14 protein-coding genes are annotated in these 20,553 nt (G+C 40.5%); 6 read left to right on the forward strand and 8 right to left on the reverse strand.

What is annotated here, in order from left to right; all coding sequences use genetic code 11:
- Nucleotides 1-138: 138 nt before the first annotated feature.
- The 8 genes from GCU44_RS21270 to GCU44_RS21305 all read right to left on the reverse strand — a co-directional run bounded on the left by GCU44_RS21270 (nucleotide 139) and on the right by GCU44_RS21305 (nucleotide 14,643).
- Nucleotides 139-489, reverse strand: coding sequence for a helix-turn-helix domain-containing protein (locus tag GCU44_RS21270; RefSeq protein WP_154859417.1), 351 nt, complete (start codon nucleotides 487-489; stop codon nucleotides 139-141).
- 160 nt (nucleotides 490-649) lie between these two features.
- The gene (locus GCU44_RS21275) at nucleotides 650-1,300 is read right to left on the reverse strand and encodes a hypothetical protein (RefSeq protein ID WP_154859418.1); all 651 of its coding nucleotides are present in this window, start codon (nucleotides 1,298-1,300) and stop codon (nucleotides 650-652) included.
- A 669-nt stretch (nucleotides 1,301-1,969) separates the two neighbouring features.
- Nucleotides 1,970-4,945 carry a restriction endonuclease gene (locus tag GCU44_RS21280; protein WP_154859419.1) on the reverse strand — a complete coding sequence of 992 codons (2,976 nt, stop codon included), beginning with the start codon at nucleotides 4,943-4,945 and terminating at the stop codon, nucleotides 1,970-1,972.
- Nucleotides 4,946-4,948: 3 nt separating this feature from the next.
- Nucleotides 4,949-6,982 carry a site-specific DNA-methyltransferase gene (locus GCU44_RS21285; protein WP_154859420.1) on the reverse strand — a complete coding sequence of 678 codons (2,034 nt, stop codon included), beginning with the start codon at nucleotides 6,980-6,982 and terminating at the stop codon, nucleotides 4,949-4,951.
- A 4-nt stretch (nucleotides 6,983-6,986) separates the two neighbouring features.
- Entirely contained in the window at nucleotides 6,987-7,682 is a 696-nt protein-coding gene (locus GCU44_RS21290) for a DUF4391 domain-containing protein (protein ID WP_154859421.1), read from the reverse strand.
- The gene (locus GCU44_RS21295; protein ID WP_154859422.1) at nucleotides 7,679-10,858 is read right to left on the reverse strand and encodes an SNF2-related protein; all 3,180 of its coding nucleotides are present in this window, start codon (nucleotides 10,856-10,858) and stop codon (nucleotides 7,679-7,681) included. Before GCU44_RS21295 ends, GCU44_RS21290 begins: the two co-directional genes overlap by 4 nt.
- Nucleotides 10,858-14,148 (reverse strand): DEAD/DEAH box helicase, encoded by a 3,291-nt coding sequence (locus GCU44_RS21300; RefSeq protein WP_154859423.1) that lies wholly within the window; start codon nucleotides 14,146-14,148, stop codon nucleotides 10,858-10,860. Before GCU44_RS21300 ends, GCU44_RS21295 begins: the two co-directional genes overlap by 1 nt.
- Nucleotides 14,149-14,463: 315 nt before the next feature.
- Nucleotides 14,464-14,643, reverse strand: a complete 180-nt coding sequence (locus tag GCU44_RS21305) for a hypothetical protein (RefSeq protein ID WP_154859424.1) — start codon at nucleotides 14,641-14,643, stop codon at nucleotides 14,464-14,466.
- Between the two features lie 1,058 nt (nucleotides 14,644-15,701).
- Here GCU44_RS21305 and GCU44_RS21310 point away from each other — a divergent pair.
- From GCU44_RS21310 to GCU44_RS21335, 6 genes are all read left to right on the forward strand, one after another.
- Nucleotides 15,702-15,983 carry a TRL-like family protein gene (locus tag GCU44_RS21310; RefSeq protein ID WP_154859425.1) on the forward strand — a complete coding sequence of 94 codons (282 nt, stop codon included), beginning with the start codon at nucleotides 15,702-15,704 and terminating at the stop codon, nucleotides 15,981-15,983.
- Between the two features lie 52 nt (nucleotides 15,984-16,035).
- Complete coding sequence (locus tag GCU44_RS21315; protein WP_154859426.1) at nucleotides 16,036-16,521, forward strand: hypothetical protein; 486 nt, start codon at nucleotides 16,036-16,038, stop codon at nucleotides 16,519-16,521.
- 3 nt (nucleotides 16,522-16,524) lie between these two features.
- Nucleotides 16,525-17,091 (forward strand): hypothetical protein, encoded by a 567-nt coding sequence (locus tag GCU44_RS21320; RefSeq protein ID WP_154859427.1) that lies wholly within the window; start codon nucleotides 16,525-16,527, stop codon nucleotides 17,089-17,091.
- Nucleotides 17,092-18,181: 1,090 nt separating this feature from the next.
- A complete protein-coding gene (locus tag GCU44_RS21325) occupies nucleotides 18,182-19,063 on the forward strand; it encodes a CsgG/HfaB family protein (protein ID WP_161993991.1) in 882 nt (293 codons plus the stop codon).
- Nucleotides 19,064-19,068: 5 nt separating this feature from the next.
- The gene (locus GCU44_RS21330; RefSeq protein ID WP_154859429.1) at nucleotides 19,069-19,524 is read left to right on the forward strand and encodes a hypothetical protein; all 456 of its coding nucleotides are present in this window, start codon (nucleotides 19,069-19,071) and stop codon (nucleotides 19,522-19,524) included.
- A gap of 120 nt (nucleotides 19,525-19,644) precedes the next feature.
- Nucleotides 19,645-20,550 carry a DUF6175 family protein gene (locus tag GCU44_RS21335; protein ID WP_154859430.1) on the forward strand — a complete coding sequence of 302 codons (906 nt, stop codon included), beginning with the start codon at nucleotides 19,645-19,647 and terminating at the stop codon, nucleotides 20,548-20,550.
- Nucleotides 20,551-20,553: the final 3 nt, after the last annotated feature.

Below are 20,553 nucleotides of genomic sequence, written 5' to 3' on the forward strand. Positions count from 1 at the left end.
TTTCTCTTTTAGGTTTTCTTTTTCTTCTGTACTCATGTCTACTACTTATAAAATTTAAAACTAAATTCCAAGCTTAGACAGAGTTGAGATTACAGTCTCCACCGGCCAGTTCTCCCCATATTTTTACCTCGGCTACATCTACCATCCTAGATCTTCTTTCTTTTCATTCTTTGTCTCCTTAGTTCTTACACGCTCTTTCTCCTTTTTCTTCAACTTGGCATACTCAAGCGGACTTATCTCATCGTTGACTTCAAACTCTTTTAGTACATACAATGAATCAAGTGCTCTTAGTATCTGAATCAGGCTTGAAAGCGTAATGGATTCTCCTGTTTCTATCTGGCTAAGGGTATACCGATTTAAGCCTGCCATTTCCGCTAGGTTCGCCTGCGTAATGTTTTTTTGCGACCTGGTATGCTTAATGAACTGCCCTATTTCGGACACTATAGCTGAATCTGATATTTCCGCTGATATTCTGTTGGTTTTTGCCATCACTAAATATTTTTTAACCTATTAAGGTTGGTTTTTGCCAACACAAATATAAGAAATAAATCTGAATAGTATGTTCGTTTTTGCCAACGCTAAATAAAATAAACATGCTTAACGTTGGTTTTTGCCAACACGAAGATGAGCTTTACAAGATCATCAAAGTCTATATTTTAGCCACCGCTCCTTCGAATTTAGCATAATTGGCATCTACACCATCATCCAAGTCAAACTCAATTTGTTGGTTGGCTAGTTCCTTTAATACCTCATTATAGTCTCGGCATTCCAACTCATGATTACGCAATTCTTCAAGGCGTTTGAGTTCTTGGCGGCTCAGATTTTCTTCGTTGTCCGAAAGCTTTTCTATTTCTCGCTTGATGTACTCTTGGTGTGGATGCAGGTAGCTGCGTTGTATTTTCTGCACGGTGTATTTATCCATGCGGTGCATGTACACCAATACCTTGAAGGCTGCATTATTGGGTTTTTTCACATTGCTGCTAAACAACCAATAAATGGGTTTCTTTTTGTACATGCTGGTATGATAGCCCCAAAATTTCTCAGTAAGCCACTTGTGCAGATCCATACCCAAGGCATCATGGATAAAATTGATGTTTTCCGTTAGGCTACCTTCTCCCCAAACGGCATGCACCAAATCTTTGGTACGTACCAAGCCATCATCGGGGAAGGCACAATCTTCGCCCATTAAGGGTACTATGCCGTCTTCATCTATTTCTATGTTATGCCCGTTATATTTGTACCTAGCTGTTTCTTCTTCTGTTGGATTAGGATGAGCAATGTTTAAGCCCGGTTTATCCAAGCGATAACGTCCTAAAAACACCCCAATACCATAAGATAGAAACTGACTGATTATCTCAGCTTTGTTAATAGGTAAACTAACAGCTTCTTTGCCTTGCTCTCGAAATACAGGCTCTAAGGCTTCTAAGTCATTTTTGTTTAACTCTTCAATATCACCTTTAATATCTCAGGACTCCTTATCTCAAACGAAATCATGTGGTTCAAAATCTTAATTTTAACTAATCACAAGAAAAATTAGTCATATCGGAGGTATTTGAAAAAGGCCATTATCTTCCCGATTAAAACTTTCTACCTCTGTTATTCCCTCTTCAAATTCCGTAAGATCAATCAAATCTGCCTGACCCTGAAGAACAAGTATGGCATCCGATTTAACAGTTTTAAGTTCTTCAATTTTATGCTATACCTCTGGGGTGTAGATAGTTTTTGAGTTTATTTTTTTGAAATAAGTTCCTTTTTGAGCCAAGGCCTATAGTTCCCAGCTTTAGTTTAGTCCGTCTAATCATTTACCTCCCTGACTACTCCCACCACACTAATACGTCATTTGGCACTACCTTCATCACAAGCGGCCCGTACCTCACGCTTGGCGGTAGGCAAGGTCAATAAAAAGGCAGACGGATAGTAGAGCAACAAAAGCCACCTTAGATAAAAAGATTAAGACAGTTATTACTAATTATTTAATGGATATTATATCATTTATACTGGCCACCACCTCATATTTCAGATCTTGCTCCAAGGACTCAAAATGCTTCTTCCCACATTTGATTTTGAAGTATTCCATGGGTCTTAGCTTCAGTTTATACTTGGAACCCTTACTTTCCAAAACGAAGTACAGCTTGGTATCTCCACCCTGTTCCCAAAGCAAAGCCCAGTCGGGATTGTAATCGCCAAGTGGTGTCTGTACCTTGAATTTTGGAGGAAGCTTAGCATAAACTTTCACATTATTGCTGTTTTCAAAGGATCTGGCAAGATCGGATTCCACGGTAGAATCATATCGGACATAATCAAATGGAGACTTGGTACTTTCCAATAGGTTACTTTCCATGTATCCTTTGATGGGTGTGTCTTCCGCCTCGAACAATTCCTGGACGTAGTACTCTTGGTTATCCAGTTTTCGGTATTGGATACCATCCACCAAAAACTCCAGTTTCACTTCATTGATGATCTGAAGCACCTCCTCCATGAAGAGCTGGGGATTGATTCTCAGCGATTCAAGGTCAACTTGCAGCAAAATATCGATAAGCGTATTACGCGTCAACTGTGTTTCATTTTGCAAGAAACTCAACACGTCTGGAAGGTAGGTTGCTTTTTCTTCTACAGCGATAACATCAATGTACGTTTCTTTACTTTCCAAGCCTGAAAGCTTTTGTGCTACTGCGGCTTTTTTGTAAATGATTTTTGAACCTTCTCTCTTGATCTGTGCTTTGACCCGTTCTACGATTTTTGCTTTCAAGGCTTCGGAATCAAACTTCACATCATAGGTAGTCTTGTACTTGATCTTATTCCAAAGCTCCAAGAAGTCTTGATTGAGATACACCTGCTTATTCAGCTTGAGCGTACGTTCCTTGGACTTGTCTTTGATGTTGGTCTTTTTCGGAATGATGGCTTTTACTTTTTCGACAATAACCGCTTCAAAAGGCTGTAAGTCTAATGGCAAACCCAAGGGCTTATTATTTTTAACTCTTAAAATCAATTCATCGGTAACTTTTCCAATGGTAACTTTCTTTTTGACACCTGAAATCTTCGCCTTTGATTCAGTGATCAAATTGAGATCCTTCAGCGCTTTGAAAACTGCTTCAGACTTTTTCTCGCCCAACATCACAGGCTTTCCGTTTTCATCGGCATCAACGATTGCATTGGAGAAATAATCCGCCTGGAAAGAACCAAATGGCACCCCGGTTTCCAGCTCGATATCCTTCTGAAGGTTTTCCACAAACTCTTCATAAGTTTCATTAGCTATTACAGTCAAGGTATTGATCGAACGGTCATATACCCGATTACCCGTCTCATCCACACAAATACGCAAGCCTCGACCGATAGACTGCTTGCGCTTAATTTCAGATTGGGATTCGTTAAGCGTGCAGATTTGGAAGACATTCGGGTTGTCCCAACCCACGCCCAAAGCAGAGTGGGAAAAGATAAACCGGAGCGGATTGTCATAATTCAACAGCTTCTCCTTTTCTTCCATGATTAGCTTGTAGGTAGAATCATCTTTACCAGTCTGGCCTGTCGTATCTACCATACGGCCTTTATCCTGAGAAAAATATCCGTCCCTTACTTTTTCTAAAGGAGTCTCTTTATGCGAAGGCAATTCAAACAAGATTTGGTACTTCGAAAACTGTCTCAATCTTTGATAGGCTTCATCAAACCATCGGGCATACTTTCCGTCAATCTTGTTTCCATCCTCATCGTAGCTTCTGAAATTGGCTACTCGGTCTATGAAAAAAAGGCTCAATACCTTGATCTTCTTCTCCCGACCTGCAAAAAACAATTCTTTATCCAGGTGCTCTTCAATGGTTTTGTAAATCTGAACCTGTTGGTAAGCTTCTACACTCAAGCCTCCCAAGGTCTCCCCAAGAAATAATCGATTGGCTACCGTTGTGAAACTTAGCTGCCACCGTTTGTTGACCACGGAAATCTCCCCAATGGTATAATCCCGATAAATTTCTCTTCCGGTCAGGTCTTCCAAAGAATCTCCTACGTCACACTTGACCACTTTTCGTTCCACTTCCCCATTAGACTTTTGCACATCCAGTTCCAGCCGGATATCCTGTTTCTTAGGATCATAGTCATAGAATCGGATAAAAGCTTCATTGGAATCATTGGCAGCCTGCATGCCCGCCACTTCTATTTGCTTGACAAAGCCCTGCTCGTAGGCATCGTAAGCCGAAAAGCGATAAATCAAATTTACCTTATTGATGTGCGTGGCAGAATAGCGCAAAACTACCAGGGGATTCAGGTCTTTGATACTGCTTTGCGCCTTATCACTCTCCATTTCCTGAGGCTCATCCAGAATTACGATGGGATTGACATTCTGAATGACTTTCAGGGGAATGCCACCCGTTTCGTAGTGCGGTTTATTGATCACTTTATCTTGGCTATTAAAAGCATCGATATTGATGATCATGATTTCGATGGAGGCATTGACTGCAAAGCTTCGGATCTGAGAAACTTCCCTGCTGCTGTATACAAAATCCCGAAAGACCACATTGTCATAAAGCCCCCCAAAATGCTCCCGAGTCTGACGGATGGTGGCTTTCACCCCTTCACGGATAGCTACGGAAGGCACTACGATGATAAACTTGGTAAAGCCATGGACTTTATTCAACTCGAAAATGGTCCGCAGGTACACATAGGTTTTGCCGGTACCGGTCTCCATCTCTATGGAATACTGCAAGTCACTTTTGCGTAAGCTATCACTGAGCCCAACGGCATTTCTTGCCTGAACTTCCTGCAGGTTTTCAAGCAGGCGGGTTTCAGAAATGACCAGATCATTACCGTACCCTTTTTCTATTTTTCCAAACAAGTCCTCATTAACCTTGGCTACCGAAAAAACAGAATCGTAGCGGTTACCTCCCTGAAAAAGATCTACTACCGACTGAATGGCCTCCAGCTGATAAGCGAGGCTCTGATTAAAATGGATCTGCATGGTTTAGAGGGTATTTACTTTGGCAAATCCAAATTCATTCTTCAATCTCAACTCTGCATTGGTTTTGAAAGCATCGTCTTTGCCAAAAGCCTCATCCTTAAGCACCAAAACAGGTTTCAAGTCCACTATTGCTTCTGCTATACTTTCCTTACCCCAATTACCTATTCCCTCTATTACTTCCATGGTAATCGGTGCATTCATGCAGATAAACAATTCCCCATGGCTGATGCTGTAAACCCTGGCTCCGGCAATGCTGCGCTCTTCTATCTGAGAAGTCAGTAACAACCCCTGCTTCAGCAGCAATTCATAGAGCAAGTCTTCTTCCGTTCTGCCCTTCTTCAGGTGGTTTCTGCTTTCTTCCAGTCTGGTCTGGATTCCCTGGACCGTCTCAGGCATTTCGGTATCCCAAGCTTCAATGTTAGAGCTATCCAGCTTGAATACTTTGAAGCCTATATCCAGTTTGGCAATAATCTCTTCCAACTCCTGAATTTTAGCTTTTTCTTCATCGGTTTGGATTAGACTGGCTTTAGCTTTTAATTGATCTAGTTCTTCTTTTTTCTCCGCAAAAATAGTATCACCAGCTCTTCGTATTCTTTCTTTTCCAATTTCTGTTATTGTTTTATACCCCGACTTAAACGCTTCGCTTTTTTCGTCAGTTATTTCAGGTAATTGTACTTGAATATGTTTTCTATTTAATTCATCTTCTGAATTTAATTGCATAACAGAGTGAGCAGTTGTCCCAGAACCAGAGAAAAAGTCAAGTATTATTTCATTATTTTTAAAATTTACATACTTAATTAGTAATTTAATTAAGTCAACAGGTTTAGTATACTGAAAAACTCTTTCATCGAAGAGTTTTTTCATATCAGAGGAAGAACTCGCATTAAGAATTGAAGTTATAAGATTCTTGTGAGGAGCCGACCTGACTATTTGATTATTTTCATTATCAACGTTCAAATAATTTTTATAGTAAACTGACCATCCACTATTTTTATTATCTGATTTTTTAAACTCTATGAAATTATTTTCTCTTGCCCATTGAACTTTAGATTTACTCCATTTCCATATCCAACCATCGTTCTGAAATTCTTTTCTTCCATTTGGAAATGATAAAGTACCATCTGGGCATTCAATTCCAAAATTTAATGAATCACTATATTGAAGTCCACCTCTGTCTAGATTATCTGTATAATAAGGTCCTCTAAGTTCGAAATGTTCATCTTTATTGCGATACCTAGTTAGATCGAAAGACTCAAAATTTCTAGAAAAAGTATTTTCTATAAAATTAATGTCTTTACAATACACGATGATACTTTCAGTTATTGTTGAAATCGTGGATGAATCTGAAGCTCCCGTTTTTTTTTGCCATATTAAATTTGAAATGAAATTTGTTTCACCAAATATTTCGTCACAAAGTTTTTTCAAATTATCAACTTCATTATCATCGATACTAATTAAAATTACCCCGTCATCTTTCAATAAGTTTCTCGATAACCTCAATCTGGGATACATCATATTCAACCAGTTGGAATGATACCGTCCATCTTCTTTGGTATTGGTGGATTGCTTAACTCCTTCGCTGTCTACTTGATCGGTTTGTTCGAGATAGTTTTTCAGGTTGTCTTTGTAGTTGTCTTTATAGACAAAGTCTTTGCCCGTATTGTAAGGAGGATCGATGTAGATCATTTTGATCTTCCCATTGTAACTTTTTTGGAGGAGCTTGAGTACTTCCAGGTTGTCTCCTTCGATGTATATATTTTCAGTTTTTTCCCAGTTCTTGCTACTTTCCTTGTCGGGGCGTAGGGTCCCGAGTGATCGTTTCATGGATTCTTTGATGGCCTCGTTTTTCCCCCACCAGTTAAGTCCGTACAATTCATCATTAGGTGTGATAAGATCACCAAGTAGTAGTTGTAGTTTTTCAAAATCCACACGGCCTTCACTGAATACCTCAGGAAAAATTTCTTTGAGTTTCTGAATATTTTCGGCCAGTATATCTTGGCTTCCGCTCAGGGAATGGTCTTTGGTGATTTTTTCCATATTGTTAGTTGTCTTTTAATCGTGATTTTAAGGCTTTGATTTGTTCGGCTAGAGCACGGGCCTGATGATGCAGCTCTGCCTTTTTGGCTGCATTTCTTTCCCTAGCGTATTCGTTTTTTATCGTTATGGCTTTTTTCTCCAGCGCCAGGAGTGCAAGCTGATCTTGTCTGTTTTCATCATGGATATGATGCATCAGCTTATCAAAGTACTCCTTGAGGTGGGTACCGCCTACTTTGTCCAAAAATAGATTAGTTAGATAGGTCTTTTGTTGCTCGCTGAGCTTTTCAGCATCCATCCACTCCGAAAAGTAGAACTTATCCTGATTCAATTTCCGCTTGTCCTTTTGCTGCTGATGGATCGTTTTCTCCGCTAGCTGAAAGCAGAATTCCTCTTTATAAATAAACCCAAGTACCAAGGGATAAGGAATCGCTTTTTGCAACAGTCTAGCTACCCGATCGGCAGCTGCTTTCTCTCTAAGCTCCACCTCGACGCTAACTACCTCATCATAGCAGAACTCCTCATTGATGAAAGCAGGAATTTGAAGATGCTGAGGCTTAAGGGATCCTGTCCAAATCATCTTCTCTATTTTGTCCAAAAGATCTTGATTTACATCTGGCTGAACTTCCTTGAGGACTTTTTTGGTCATCTTGATAGAAAACACGGAGGCGGCAGGCCACTTCAAATGATCTATTAATCTCATCTTCTGAGGATAAAGAAACTGACCAATTCATAATTCTCAGGCGTGGCGGACAATCCGGCCGCAGGAACGGTTCCTCCCAGTTGATAGAGCGTGCGTTCCCCCTCCTCTGTACTCTTTCCGATCACACCTTCTATGGCTTTTTGGAAAAGCTCCCGATAGGTACGCATATCTGAATACTGCTTGGTTTCCTTTGCCAATTGCTTTGCAAGACTATCATCTACCTTGGAATTGTTCACACAAAGCTTTTTACAGATATCCAGGATTTTCTTTCTTCGGTTGTAATTCATTACCACCTTGCCTTGCTTATTCAAATACGTGAGGAAAAAGGTGTTTTTATCCCGCTGTTTGATGCAGAATACCACTCCTTCCTCGATGGATTCTTCGGAAGCAGGGATTTGAAGAATGGTATGGATACCCTCAGGCGTTTTGATAGCTGCATCCTGATTTTCCTTCAAAAAGCGATGAAGGTCAGATTTGAAGTCATTGTAGGTAAAATCAGAAATAGACAAACCACCTCCCAAGTCATCGATCTCGACGCCCTTATTATCCTTCAGTTCCTGAAGCTGTTTGACCCGGTAATTGTCGGTTTCTTCTCGCGCATCCTTTTCATGCTCCATTTCAGAGATGACATTATCACCTCCTGTACCTGACACATCTACCATCACAGCACGCCCTTCTACTCTGCCACGAAGCTTGATATAGGTATCCAGATCATCCATAGGCCAGAAATTAACCATTTGGATGCGTTGATTAATCGAGCCCATTCGGTCTATTCGACCAAATCGCTGAACAATGCGTACCGGATTCCAATGAATGTCATAATTGACCAAGTAATCGCAATCCTGTAAGTTCTGGCCTTCTGATACGCAATCCGTAGCCATGAGAATATCGATTTGTTCTTGGCAATTGGGATACGTGGTTTCTCTACGCTTGGAGACAGGAGAGAAGTTAGTCAATAAATAGTTGAAATCAGTTTTGTAGTACGTACCTCTTTCATTTTTTACCCGGGGTAGATTGGTTTTATCAGCAGTGGTTCCGCCAGTCACTAAGGCTGTGTAGAGTCCAAATTTAGTTTGAGCCCAATCTGCTATTTGGTCATACAGATAGGAAGCCGTATCCGCAAAAGCCGTAAAAATCAAGACTTTTTTATTTCCTTGATTGATTGGCTGGTTGATTTTTTGAGTGATTTTTTGCTTTAGAAGATTCAGTTTAGGATCAGTTGCAGGGCCTTCTGCCTGGACTTTTCTAAGGATGGATTCAAGGATGGCCTTATCATTTTCCAGGTCATTTTTCCATTTGATTAAATCCATATCTTGGATTTCAATTCGAACTTTTTTACCGACACTCAGTTCTTCCCTTAAATCTTCCAGTTCAGCGGGGATTTCATTGAAATCCTCGAGATAACCTTGGGTGCGTTCAATTCTATGTAGGATATCGTCAATTTTATCTAAAATTGATTTGATGGTCAGGCCAAATGAACTGGATGCACTTTCCAAGCGCTTGAGAAGATTAACCTTCATTAAGTAAATCAAGCTTTCCTCCCTGTCCGACTGTTTGAAAATAACCCCTCTCGACACTTCACTATCGTATCGCTGAGCGTATTTTTCCGGAATACCATTATCATCACGGAGATAGGTAATGGGTGCATACAGACCTAGATTCAGCTGATTCATTTCTTCTACTAAGGCTTCGATATCGCTAAGAGCACCGCCATTGTTACCAGCTACAGGAGTGTTGTCTGGCTGTAATCGTTCAGGGAAATGAATAGTTTCTCCATAAAAACTCCGGATATGCCTTCTACATCGGGCAATACTCACTTTGTCCAACAGGTCAAAGTATTTAGGATGTTTGGTGCTGAGTGTTTCAAGTAACTTATCAGGGTTTCTATCTCCTTCAATCCATTTGTTGAATTCCCGCTGAACCCCCGTCATCAATTTGGCAATAGAAGGAATTCCCTCTGAATGAAAAGCATCGTCTCTATTCTCAGTCATCACATAAATCTGATGTTTGAGGTCATTCATTTTATTGTTGACAGGAGTAGCAGAAAGCAATAAGACCTTGGTCTTGAGTCCTTTGGAGACAACTTCTTCCATCAGCTTTTTGTAACGTGTATTGTCATTTCGGAAGTTATGGCTTTCATCAATGACTACTAAGTCATAATTGCCCCAGTTTACCCTCCCCAAAATAAGTCCATCCACTTCTCTATCTGGGTTTTGATTAGATAGATCTGTATGACTTAATAAGTCGTACCTCAAATTATCATTTTGGAAGAAGTTTTCAGATTCATTTACCTTGAAAATTCTCCAGTTTTCTCTAAGCTTTTTAGGACAAAGCACCAAAACCCGGGCGTTACCATCTCGGCACAAAAAATACTTAATTACAGCCAATGCTTCATAGGTTTTGCCCAAACCTACACTATCTGCCAAAATACAGCCGTTGTATTTTTTTATTTTGTGGATGGCACCAAGGACACCATCTTGCTGAAAGGGTTTGAGTTCATTCCAGATTTTGGAATCAGTAAGCCCGATTTGGCTGATTTCATTTTGATCCGCACTTACTTCATCTACCCCTTCAAAGATCCGACTCAGGGTAAACTGATACAAAAACTCAGGGCTGTAGTCCTTGTAAGCACGCTCCAGTTCTTTTAATAGGTCGGCTTTTATATCTTTTGCTGCTTGACTCCACTGAATATCAAAGAGCATCTGATACTGATCTATAATAGGCTGTTCTTCTTTTTTGGATTTTACCTCAGTGATTGTTTTTTGATTCGTTGCCACTAATCCAAGGTTCTCACTGGTAAATCCATTGGAAATAAAGGAAGCACTAAATTTGGTTGTCCCTGTACCAAGTAGCATATTCAAACTGGGAACGCTTTGTTTGATTTGTGTCTTCGCACTGAAGAAATCAGCACAAGTTTCAGCTGCAAAACGGAGAAGAAACTGGTTTTTGAATTCCATCTCATCAGCCGTCCCAAAAATCTGACGCACCTTTTCTTCCTGTTGATTCGTCCAGAGAATTCTTAAAGAATTGATGTCTTCGAACTTGTCACTCAAAAACATAAAAGCATAAATACTAAACTGATCCACGATTAGACTCAAGTCTGAACCCGGTTGGATCAATTCTTTTAATTCTGTAGCCAGTTTATTCCCAGCTTCGTTGGTAATAATTTTTGCCATTATAAAATTCGACTTCTTACTAAGTCATATTGAGTTAAGGTATGATTTTCTGTGACCTGAAGAGATGACTGAGGTATTCCTTCTAAAGTTTCATCAGAGTTTTCAATCTTTAAATCATATAAAATGGTGGATACGCCGTTTACAATTTGTGGATACACCCAGTCGATGATGTAATCTTGATCATCATTGATGATTTTGATTTTTTGATTCAGTGAAAGTATAGGGACTACCTGCTGATTCATGGCATTACGTTCATTCTGATTATTTCTCTGAATTTCTGTTTCAGGGGCTAAAACTTCAGTCCTTAAATTGATGAAAAAGTCGATGATTTCCTGATCAATAAATACTTGTTCTCCATCCTTGGTGTAAACATATTCGGCGGTGTCTAACCAATCTAGGGCAGAGTTTATGCTTGCCAAAAGTACCTCTTGGAACATCAGCCTAGAGGTCAGCCTCAAGCTACCATAGGTTTTATCATAAATGCAGAGGTATCTTTCTCCCGTATCGAAGATATCACCATTATTTAGAGCGGTAAATGATCCTATACAAAAATTCAAATCTTGAGGTTCAAAAGGAATATTTGTCAAAAACACATTGAAAAAAATATTAGCAATTGCCTCAACTTTTTCAGCTGAACTTATTTGTGATAGAGGGCCTCTGCCAATCAAAACTCCCGTAGTGACTATCCTGCGTGAATACGTTCTTCTAGAAAAATAATTATTTGGATAGGAGACCGAGATTTCATCAGCTCCTCCTCTTCTTTCATAATATCCAAAAATATTTTCATAGACATCAAGATTACATTCTATTACAGAGGTATTTGTGAATCGCTTTCCTTGTATCAAACCATCCCCAAGATTTGGATATGGCATGATTTGCAATATAGGTCTAGTTGAGTAATGCGCTTCATTTCTCAAGCAAATTTTATATTGCTCAATCGAGGTGACTCGATAGGGTCTTTTCATGTGGTAATACACTGCACCTGGATAAGCCTCCCTCATTTGCTGGCTCTTGGTCATTTCCCCTAAACCTAAAATGTCTCTTCCTTCGAGTAATTCAATCTTAAACTGTTTCTCAATATCCCTTAATGGGAATGTTTGCTGCGGGATTTCATTATTATTTGGGTTGAGATTTTTTAAGTGCTGAGGCTCAATTGAGTTTTTTACTTTTTCACATAGATTTAGGAATCCATCTGGAAATTTGACTTCACTGTCCTCCAACTGATCAATATTAATTGCCTGGGCTTCAGGGGCGCCATTTAACCCAACCAAACAGAGAGCATGGATATATTGGATGAATTCATTATCCAGATAAAGTGCAGTATCGGCAGGAGGGATGTTAAAGATATTTTGAGGATTTTGAAAAACTCTTTCTGACCTAATGCTTTTGTCATTAATAATTAAAACAAATCCAGCTTGATGTCTGCCAATCCTACCAATTCTTTGCATGAAGCTGGTTTGAGAAGATGGTACACCAAATAAAATTCCAACATTTAAATGTCCAATATCAATTCCCATTTCTAATGCACTGGTGGAAATAACTCCTCTTAATGTTCCATCCGATAACTTATCCTGAATTTTTTTTCGATCTTCAGATTCATAGCCGGATCTATAAGGGGAAATCCGATTGTCTAAACGATCTGTGATTGTAGCAATTTGTTCAACTGCTTTTCTATTATCAACAAACGTTATACTTCTATTATTTTGGTCCTCTGAGATTCGATTAATAAAATCAGCAATTCGGCTAAAAGGCTCTGAATCATCTAGAGGATCAAGAAGGAAAACCTCAATAGGATGTTTTGGAGAAGTTTCATGGTCATGGTCAATAATAGTAAATTCCAAACCTGTCAATTGATGAAGAAATTGTTCGGGGTTACTAATGGTTGCGGAAGCGCATAGGACCTGTATAGGATTTGATGTTTGTAGTTTCAACTTTTGACATGCCAAATGAATCCTTCGGTAAAGAAAAGCTGCATTTGAACCGAAAACACCGCGATAAACATGGACTTCATCGATTACTAATAAGTCTAAATTTCTGAAAAAGCTCCGAATAAAATTTTTGTCAAGGTTGACTAAAAACCAAGAATGAATGACATCTGGCGTTACTACAACAACATTTGAATCTTCTATTATTTTTCGTCGTTCATTTGTAGATACCGTGCCATCAATTCTTCCTACTTTTAATGCCTTGCCTGAAAGGGAAAAGGCTTGCTTCCATTTTTCCTCCTGTTGGTAACCCAGAGCTTTTAAAGGATAAATCGCTAAAATTTTGGCTGATGGATTTTTTTCTATTATTTCAAGCGCTTGAGCATAAAAAACCAAACTTTTACCAGAGCTGGTAGAAGTAGCCAAGCAGACATTGTTTGGTTGTCCATCATTTTCTCTCAATAACTCCAGCGCTCGATATTGGTGCAGAAAAATCTGACCTCCAACGGCTTGGTTTAGATAGTTTCTTGTACCGCCTGATAGATTTAAATTATCTGTTGAAAGGGTTCCAGCAGGTCTTTCAGGCAATATATCTCTATGAACAATTCTATATCCGGAATCTTGCACAATGTCCTCGATTGAGCGCTCCATCGCAAGATACTCTGGAGTTACCACCTCCTCGTTTACTTGATTTTCTAATTCCTGATCCTCAGTTATTTCCTCTTCTTCAGGGTAATTCGGGGTTTGAAATTCTTCAGGAACGGGAACTTCACTATCAAACCCCAGATTAAACAATTGTTGAAAACCTCTTATTTCATGGTTGGACAAACTAATCCCAGTACTGGTAATTTGATTTACTTTTTGGATGGAATGTGCTAGATCGGTGATATGGAACCAGCTGGCAATTCTATCAGTGATAGAATACAGATCAAATTCAATATTCTTAGAGAATAAAACTATCCCCGAAATATGTCCAAGATTGGTGTCCTGAAAATTTCCAAAAAGGTTTAGTGTGTTTAGTAGGGCAAATTTATTTCTCCTTACCTGCTGATAGGGATTTTCATTGGCCCCTCCCCTGACTGATAACGTGTTTGCGTTTCCATCTTGAATGACAGTTATGGGCCAGTCTCCATTTTCATGGAATGTGAGGGCTCCTCCGTAATTTTTAAATTCTATGACAGAAATCGCATCCTTCTTTATGAGTAAAGCATCAAGCTCTCTTCCTTCAACATGAAGATTGCCAATGCACAAATAAAGGTCTGGGGACTGGTGGAAATTACTGTAAAGCTTATTACAAAATTCATCGAATAACTGCCTTTCATGAGTGTGATCAAAGTTTCGGGAAAGGAGGATTTTTACGGGCATATTTTTTTAAAACATTAGTTGGATCTTTCAATTAAAAGACATCTTCGGACTTTTGCAACTCTTAATATTCTAATTCCTGAAGAATTAAGCAACTAAAAGTAGCTGACACCCGGTCTATTTGAAATGTTTAATTGACATCGTTTTACTTCCATGCTGGTTTTCTAATTGATAATCAATTGGATAGGAGACTACGAATGGATTCTTGATTTTTGAATGCTTCATTGGATAGGTAACAAAAAGTAAATGAATAGAAGTAAGGAGCGCTTTGATTGTAGGTTTTTTCTATGGAACCACACTTTTTGACCAGGTATGCCGCTACTTCCAGCCGGTACCGCTCCACGTATTGAGGCCATCCATTCCTTCCGATTGCCGGGTTTTTCCAGTTGGTCGGGCAGCAGGCTCGGGGTCGAGGTGTTGGTAGCTGACTTGCCGATCCCGATCGGCCACTATTCCGAAAGTAAAATTACCTGCCCCTGATTGATTTCCTGTTTTCATTGGTTATCCGTTCTATTTTTTATCATTCTACCCACCACTGCTGACTCGTTTTTTTGATTTGCTAATCCTGAACAGATAAAGATAATAAACTAAACGGTAGTTCCCCCGTTTTTGCAAGCTTGCAAATTCCAGGGCACCAACCGGAAGGAAGGAGTTGCTGGTAAATGTCGCCCGCCTGGGCCAAGCCCGTGGGGATTTCGCCAATTGGCCCATTCCCGTGCAGGGGGGGTGGCAGCTGAATGAGGCTACCGGTTCCCGCGGCAGGTAACCGAAGGGCATACCCGAGATGCCTCCGGTCCAAATCAAGACCCGGCGATCCCATCCAAATCCCAAAAAACCTGATTCCAAGGCCAAACGCTGCTGCTACTGCGATGACTACCGGGGAGGAGCAGGTCGACTAGTGAGGAAAAAGATGCGCCAAAGGGACCGGATTTACCCGGGATTTACCCGACTTAGACCCCATGAAATTGCGCCTGCCTGCTAAACGAAGAGGCAGGAAGCAAGCGGCACATCGTGTATCGATTAGAAGCCCTGCAAGATTCAGCCTGCCAGTGATAAGAACCGCAGCGGGCAGGAAAAATCTTTGGGAATTTGGCAAATGTTGTTCCCAAAATAAAAACCCATACGGTTTCACGGCGAAATCCCTCCGGGCGCCGGGGTACGTAGCAGAGCTACTTCCCTGAACTTCGAAATGGGATATACCTGAGCTCCCTTCGGTCGAACCAGGTCTCCCGGACGGAGCGGCGCCTCACCTTGAAATTAACCAAGCGAGGATCGGGTATTTGCAAGCTTGCAGGTTTTACCGGGGAAGGCAAAATATCCCCAACATTGCAAAAAGATTCGCACTACCATGAATGCAATGCCTCTTGAATTCGCTGCGGTTGATGACCCTTGGTCTGACGCTCCTTTCTGCCATGCAGGTGGTGCCGATCACGGCGACCGATCATGCAGCATCCAAAAATAAGTTTAATTAACTACGTGGAGACCAGCACCCACACAAAAAAACGGGGCGTATTCCGAAAAGCCACACGAGTAGGAATAATTCAAATTTAACACTTATGAGAAAAGTAAAAACAATTTTCGCATCACTTGCGATTGTTGCGATGATGTCAAGCTGTTCATTGACATTACCCGTTACCGCTACAAGCAACCCGATTGGAGAGAAAGTCGGAACGGCTAAAGCAACAGGTTATTTAGGAGCGCTATTTTTTGATGCAGATGCAAGTATTCGAACCGCAGCTAAAAATGGAGGGATTTCCGAAATTTCAACTGTCGATATTAAGAAAGGAAATCTGCTTAATTTAATTGTTACCTACGAGACAATTGTAACAGGTAAATAATTAAACCTTAAGTCAAGGGGATAAGCCCCTTGACTTTTTTTAACCGCAACTTATGAAAAATTTGATTCTTTATGTATCAATTAGCATGATACTGCTGTTTTGTACTTCTAAACCGACCCAACATATATTTTTATTCAATGACGTTTCATTTAAATTAAATGAAGATGAAGAAGTCGCCGACATTGATCCAAAGAATAAAGAGATTTTTAATTTGTTTTACGATAAAAAGCCTGTACAAATACCCTTATTTAGGTGCATACAGTCGGATGACTATTTAATTTTTATTGGAATCCCGTTCAACACATCAATAAAAGAATTGGCTAATCATGGTTTTACATCAACTTTCAATCAAACGGTTTCCAAAAGTGATTCTACCAGTTACATTTACAAAAAATATAGTATTGAACAAGAACAAATCACATCATACACAAAGAGCTTTGACACTAACTTGGTGTATATCTTAACGGTTTCAAATTCAGCTGACTTATCTGATTCTTTATTCAGTATAAACGCACTCTCAAATCGATTCAAAAAATAATCTATGAAAAATATCTTGATTGGCTATTGGAATGACTCATCCGTTACATTGGCTGTATTCATTGTGTTATCCGTAATGTGTAATGGCTGTTCATCTATTGTGCCACCAACCACTAATTCAGGAAAAAAATACTTTGAGACATTTTATATTGGTAAAGAGGGAACTCAAAATTTTATCAAACCTATTTTATTCAAAGATGAAAGATCAAACGAAGAATTAATTTTAGATATGACTTTTCGATACAGAAATGCAATTAAGGATTCTGCAATAGTAAATTTTAGTATTAAAAGCGCTACTCTATACAAAACCATTGACAGCTTGAAAATTGCAAACGAAGTCATTCAGGCAAAAAGCAGTGAGCTTGAATTACTATTCAACGAAAAAAATAAAAAAGGATTCACATCCCGTTATTCAACAAAAGCTAGTTTACAAGAAATAAAAGAAATATATAGTAATAATACGTGGGAGATAACGATTTATTTTAAAAACCAAATTACGAGATACAAACCTCAAAGAAAAACAATGAGGGCGATCGACGCTGTTAGGGACAACGTCTTTATCGTAATGTGAACACACACGCGGTCAGTGATTGTGCATTTAAAATCAGCCCATAGTCTTATAGACGGACCCAGCAGATAGGGGTATCAAGTAACGTATTTTTGTTTGGCGTGCTGGTTTCAAAATTGAATTTTTTCATCTTCTCGTTTAAAATCAGTTTCACCCGAATCTACAAACTAACTATTTTCCAAATGGAGCAATTTGGTAATAAATTCCTCCGTAACCATCTTTATTGCCCAAAGCTATTCATCGTAACGGTAGAATTAAAACTAAATCTTCATTATTATTCGTTCAAAACGATCTAGAAGTTCGCTCTCAATCATAGATAATTTTCGCTCGTTGGCTTTCGTTATTAGCTGAATCAATTTCTTTCGTTCTACTCTATGAAATAGATACAGTACTGAAAGGCCCTTTATTATCGATTCTTTTATAGCCTGACACTCACCATGGTATGCGCTAATTAAATCATCAAATAATTTATCCTTTGAACTACCGTATGCAGCTATACATACATCTGGGAAGTTTTCGAATTCACTCCATCTGGAAGTGCATTCAAAAATTATTTTCTGCTGATCATAAATAGATCCTTGTGAAAAGATATTTGGCATATTACTTCGTTTTATCGTGTTGTCCACTTCAGGGCCGATAAAGGTAAAGTACTGTCCTCTAGCTCCGTCTTTTATGCAAGCTTGCAAATTGCACAAGATATGCACCGGAAGCACCCGGCTTTAGCCACCAGGAAATCGCGCCTGAGCTGCCTTCGGTCGAACCAGGTCTCCCGGACGGTGCGGCGCCTCACCTTGAAATTAACCAAGCGAGGATCCGGTATTTGCAAGCTTGCAGGTTTTACCGGGGAAGGCAAAATATCCCCAACATTGCAAAAAGATTCGCACTACCATGAATGCAATGCCTCTTGAATTCGCTGCGGTTGATGGCCCTTGGTCTGACCCTCCTTCCTGCCATGCAGGTGGTGCCGATCACGGCGACCGATCATGCAGCATCCACAAATGATTTTAATTAACTACGTGGAGACCAGCACCCACACAAAAAAACGGGGCGTACGCCAAAAAGCCAGATGAGTAGGCAAAAAATAACGTTAACCATGAAAAAAAGTTTATTCGTATCCGTGCTGTTAATTGGTTTACTATTCGATGCAAAAGCGCAGGAAAAACCCATTGTTGGGATCGTCCCCTTCACGTACGTACAGGGAGCCGCCTCTGTGGACGATGTCAACTCCATTCAGGAAACCGTGACCAATGCCTTTGTCAAAACCAGGCGCTTTAATATCGTCGACCGGTCGAAAATGGAGAGCTTAAAAAAGGAAAAAGAACTCCAAAAGTCGGAAGATTTCATCGATGGAAGCATTGCCCAGCAAGGCGTCTCGCTGGGGGCAAACTATTTGATCGCAGGCCATGTCTTATCGGCGCAGGCGGACCAGATGGAAACTGCTCCGGACGAAACCACGGGGCAGACGACCATCACCTTCAAGTCGAAATTGTCGATCAATTTAAAAGTAATCGAGGTAGCGACGGGTGAAGTAATCCGGTCCGAGACCATTGAGCCGAAAGGGGGCAGTTTACTTGCCGGGATGGTAGGCCTGGGTGCATCCAGTCCCGAGGCCGCTATTGCAAAAGCCATCAAGGACATCGAAGAAAAAATTGATGCCTTCGTCGACGAAAATTTCCCGGTATCCTTCCCGATCGTTGAAATTGTGGAGAAAGATAAAAAAGGAAATGCCATCAACGTGATGATCGCTGGTGGGTCTGGTTACAATCTGAAAAAAGGTGACAAGCTACGCGTTGTTGAACTTTCTGTAATGGAAGTGAATGGCAAGCAACTGCAACGGAAAAAGGAAATCGGCGAGCTACGAATCACCACGGTAGAGGATGAAAATTTCTCTATATGCTCGGTGCGATCCGGAGGACTCGCGATCAACTCGAAATTTGAAGGAAATGCCACTATTTTGGTATTCACCAGCAAGTAAATCCAATGAAGTACTACGTGTACCTCGTCGTAGCCATTTTAGGACTGCATGGCTGCAGTCCTAAAATGCATACCGAATCAGGAGAAGTCAACTTCCTAAGCAAGGAGTCTCAGGCGGTGTTTCTGGTTAAAAGCATGGGATACGGAAAAAACCGGGTCGAAGCGGTGGCAAACGCAGAAAAAAATGCATTTCGGGTGCTGCTATTTCGCGGGTTGCCGGGCTCGGATGTACCCCTGCCCCTGGTGGAAAATGAAGCGCATACAAGGTCTGTCCACGCAACCTACCTGCGGCACTTCTTCGCGGGCAATCGATACCGGTCATTCCTGATGTCATCGAAAGAAAGCTCAAAACTAACCAAAATCCCCGGCGGAAAACGAATCGCCGTAGACCTGAAAATAAATCACCATTCCCTGCGAAGGGACCTGGAAGAAAATCAGGTAATTCGAAAATTTGGCTACTGAAAACAGGAAAGCTGATTATTTTAATCGTCAACGCCGACAGGCAGGCAGATGGCCTTCGGAAAATAACTTGCAATCACATCGGGACAGGCTATGTGGCCGCTAAAAACAAATTATAAACAGATGAAATCGAGCATTTACTCAAGTATCTATTTTCTATGGATTGTTAGCTGGAGCCTTACTGCAGGGGCCCAGGGTACCTCAGGCGTGGAGGCGGCTGAAGTACAAACGGTACAGCCCAAAATAATGGTCATTCCTTTTACAAAAGAAGGAGAGGATCTCCGCTTCGTATTGGAAGAGGACATCAATCGACGGATCGCAATCACAAAAATTAAGGAGGCATTTGATTCCCGGAGTTTTACTACCGTGGATTTTATTGCACGATTAAAGGTGGCAAAGGACAACAACCTTTTCATGACGGACAATCAAACCGACATCAAATCACAGATCATTCAAATGTCGGGGGCCGATATTTACGTACAGGCAGAAATCGATGACCAAAACGGACAATCCGGCAGGTCGGTAACCGTGCTGCTAACGGGCTACGAGGCCTCTACCGGTAATTCCCTCTCGAATAAAGTAGGCAACAGCGGAACATTTTTCACCGATGACATCGGTAAATTAACCAGCAAAGCGGTGGAGCGTATCGCCGAGGATTTCTTAAATGTCCTGCAAGTAAAATTCACGGAAATCGTCAACAACGGCAAATCGGTTATGGTAGACGTAGGCTTCGACCTGGGGTCCCCCTATTCCATGGCTTCTGAAGTAGGTGATGAGGGATTACCATTGTCGGACCAACTGGAAATCTGGATGGAAGAAAACGCTTTCAAAAACAATTACCACATTCAGGGCACCACGGATTCGAAAATGATCTTTGATGATGTCCGCATTCCCCTAAAAGACCCGGTAACTGGCAATAATTACAACCCCAATAAATTTGCGTTGGAAATCTTTATGTTTCTACGGAAAATCGGCTTGAAACCCAGCAAGGATATAAAGGGCAATACCATTTTTATAACCATTAACTGACTC

Source organism: Cyclobacterium xiamenense (assembly GCF_009467825.1).
Classification (GTDB): Bacteria; Bacteroidota; Bacteroidia; order Cytophagales; family Cyclobacteriaceae; genus Cyclobacterium; species Cyclobacterium xiamenense.

Bases quoted from the DNA above. Each gene is read 5' to 3' on its own strand.
- GCU44_RS21270 (WP_154859417.1), bottom strand. From the start codon at position 489: ATGGCAAAAACCAACAGAATATCAGCGGAAATATCAGATTCAGCTATA.
- GCU44_RS21280 (WP_154859419.1), bottom strand. From the start codon at position 4,945: ATGCAGATCCATTTTAATCAGAGCCTCGCTTATCAGCTGGAGGCCATT.
- GCU44_RS21285 (WP_154859420.1), bottom strand. From the start codon at position 6,982: ATGGAAAAAATCACCAAAGACCATTCCCTGAGCGGAAGCCAAGATATA.
- GCU44_RS21290 (WP_154859421.1), bottom strand. From the start codon at position 7,682: ATGAGATTAATAGATCATTTGAAGTGGCCTGCCGCCTCCGTGTTTTCT.
- GCU44_RS21295 (WP_154859422.1), bottom strand. From the start codon at position 10,858: ATGGCAAAAATTATTACCAACGAAGCTGGGAATAAACTGGCTACAGAA.
- GCU44_RS21300 (WP_154859423.1), bottom strand. From the start codon at position 14,148: ATGCCCGTAAAAATCCTCCTTTCCCGAAACTTTGATCACACTCATGAA.
- GCU44_RS21305 (WP_154859424.1), bottom strand. From the start codon at position 14,643: ATGAAAACAGGAAATCAATCAGGGGCAGGTAATTTTACTTTCGGAATA.
- GCU44_RS21310 (WP_154859425.1), top strand. From the start codon at position 15,702: ATGAGAAAAGTAAAAACAATTTTCGCATCACTTGCGATTGTTGCGATG.
- GCU44_RS21315 (WP_154859426.1), top strand. From the start codon at position 16,036: ATGAAAAATTTGATTCTTTATGTATCAATTAGCATGATACTGCTGTTT.
- GCU44_RS21320 (WP_154859427.1), top strand. From the start codon at position 16,525: ATGAAAAATATCTTGATTGGCTATTGGAATGACTCATCCGTTACATTG.
- GCU44_RS21325 (WP_161993991.1), top strand. From the start codon at position 18,182: ATGAAAAAAAGTTTATTCGTATCCGTGCTGTTAATTGGTTTACTATTC.
- GCU44_RS21330 (WP_154859429.1), top strand. From the start codon at position 19,069: ATGAAGTACTACGTGTACCTCGTCGTAGCCATTTTAGGACTGCATGGC.
- GCU44_RS21335 (WP_154859430.1), top strand. From the start codon at position 19,645: ATGAAATCGAGCATTTACTCAAGTATCTATTTTCTATGGATTGTTAGC.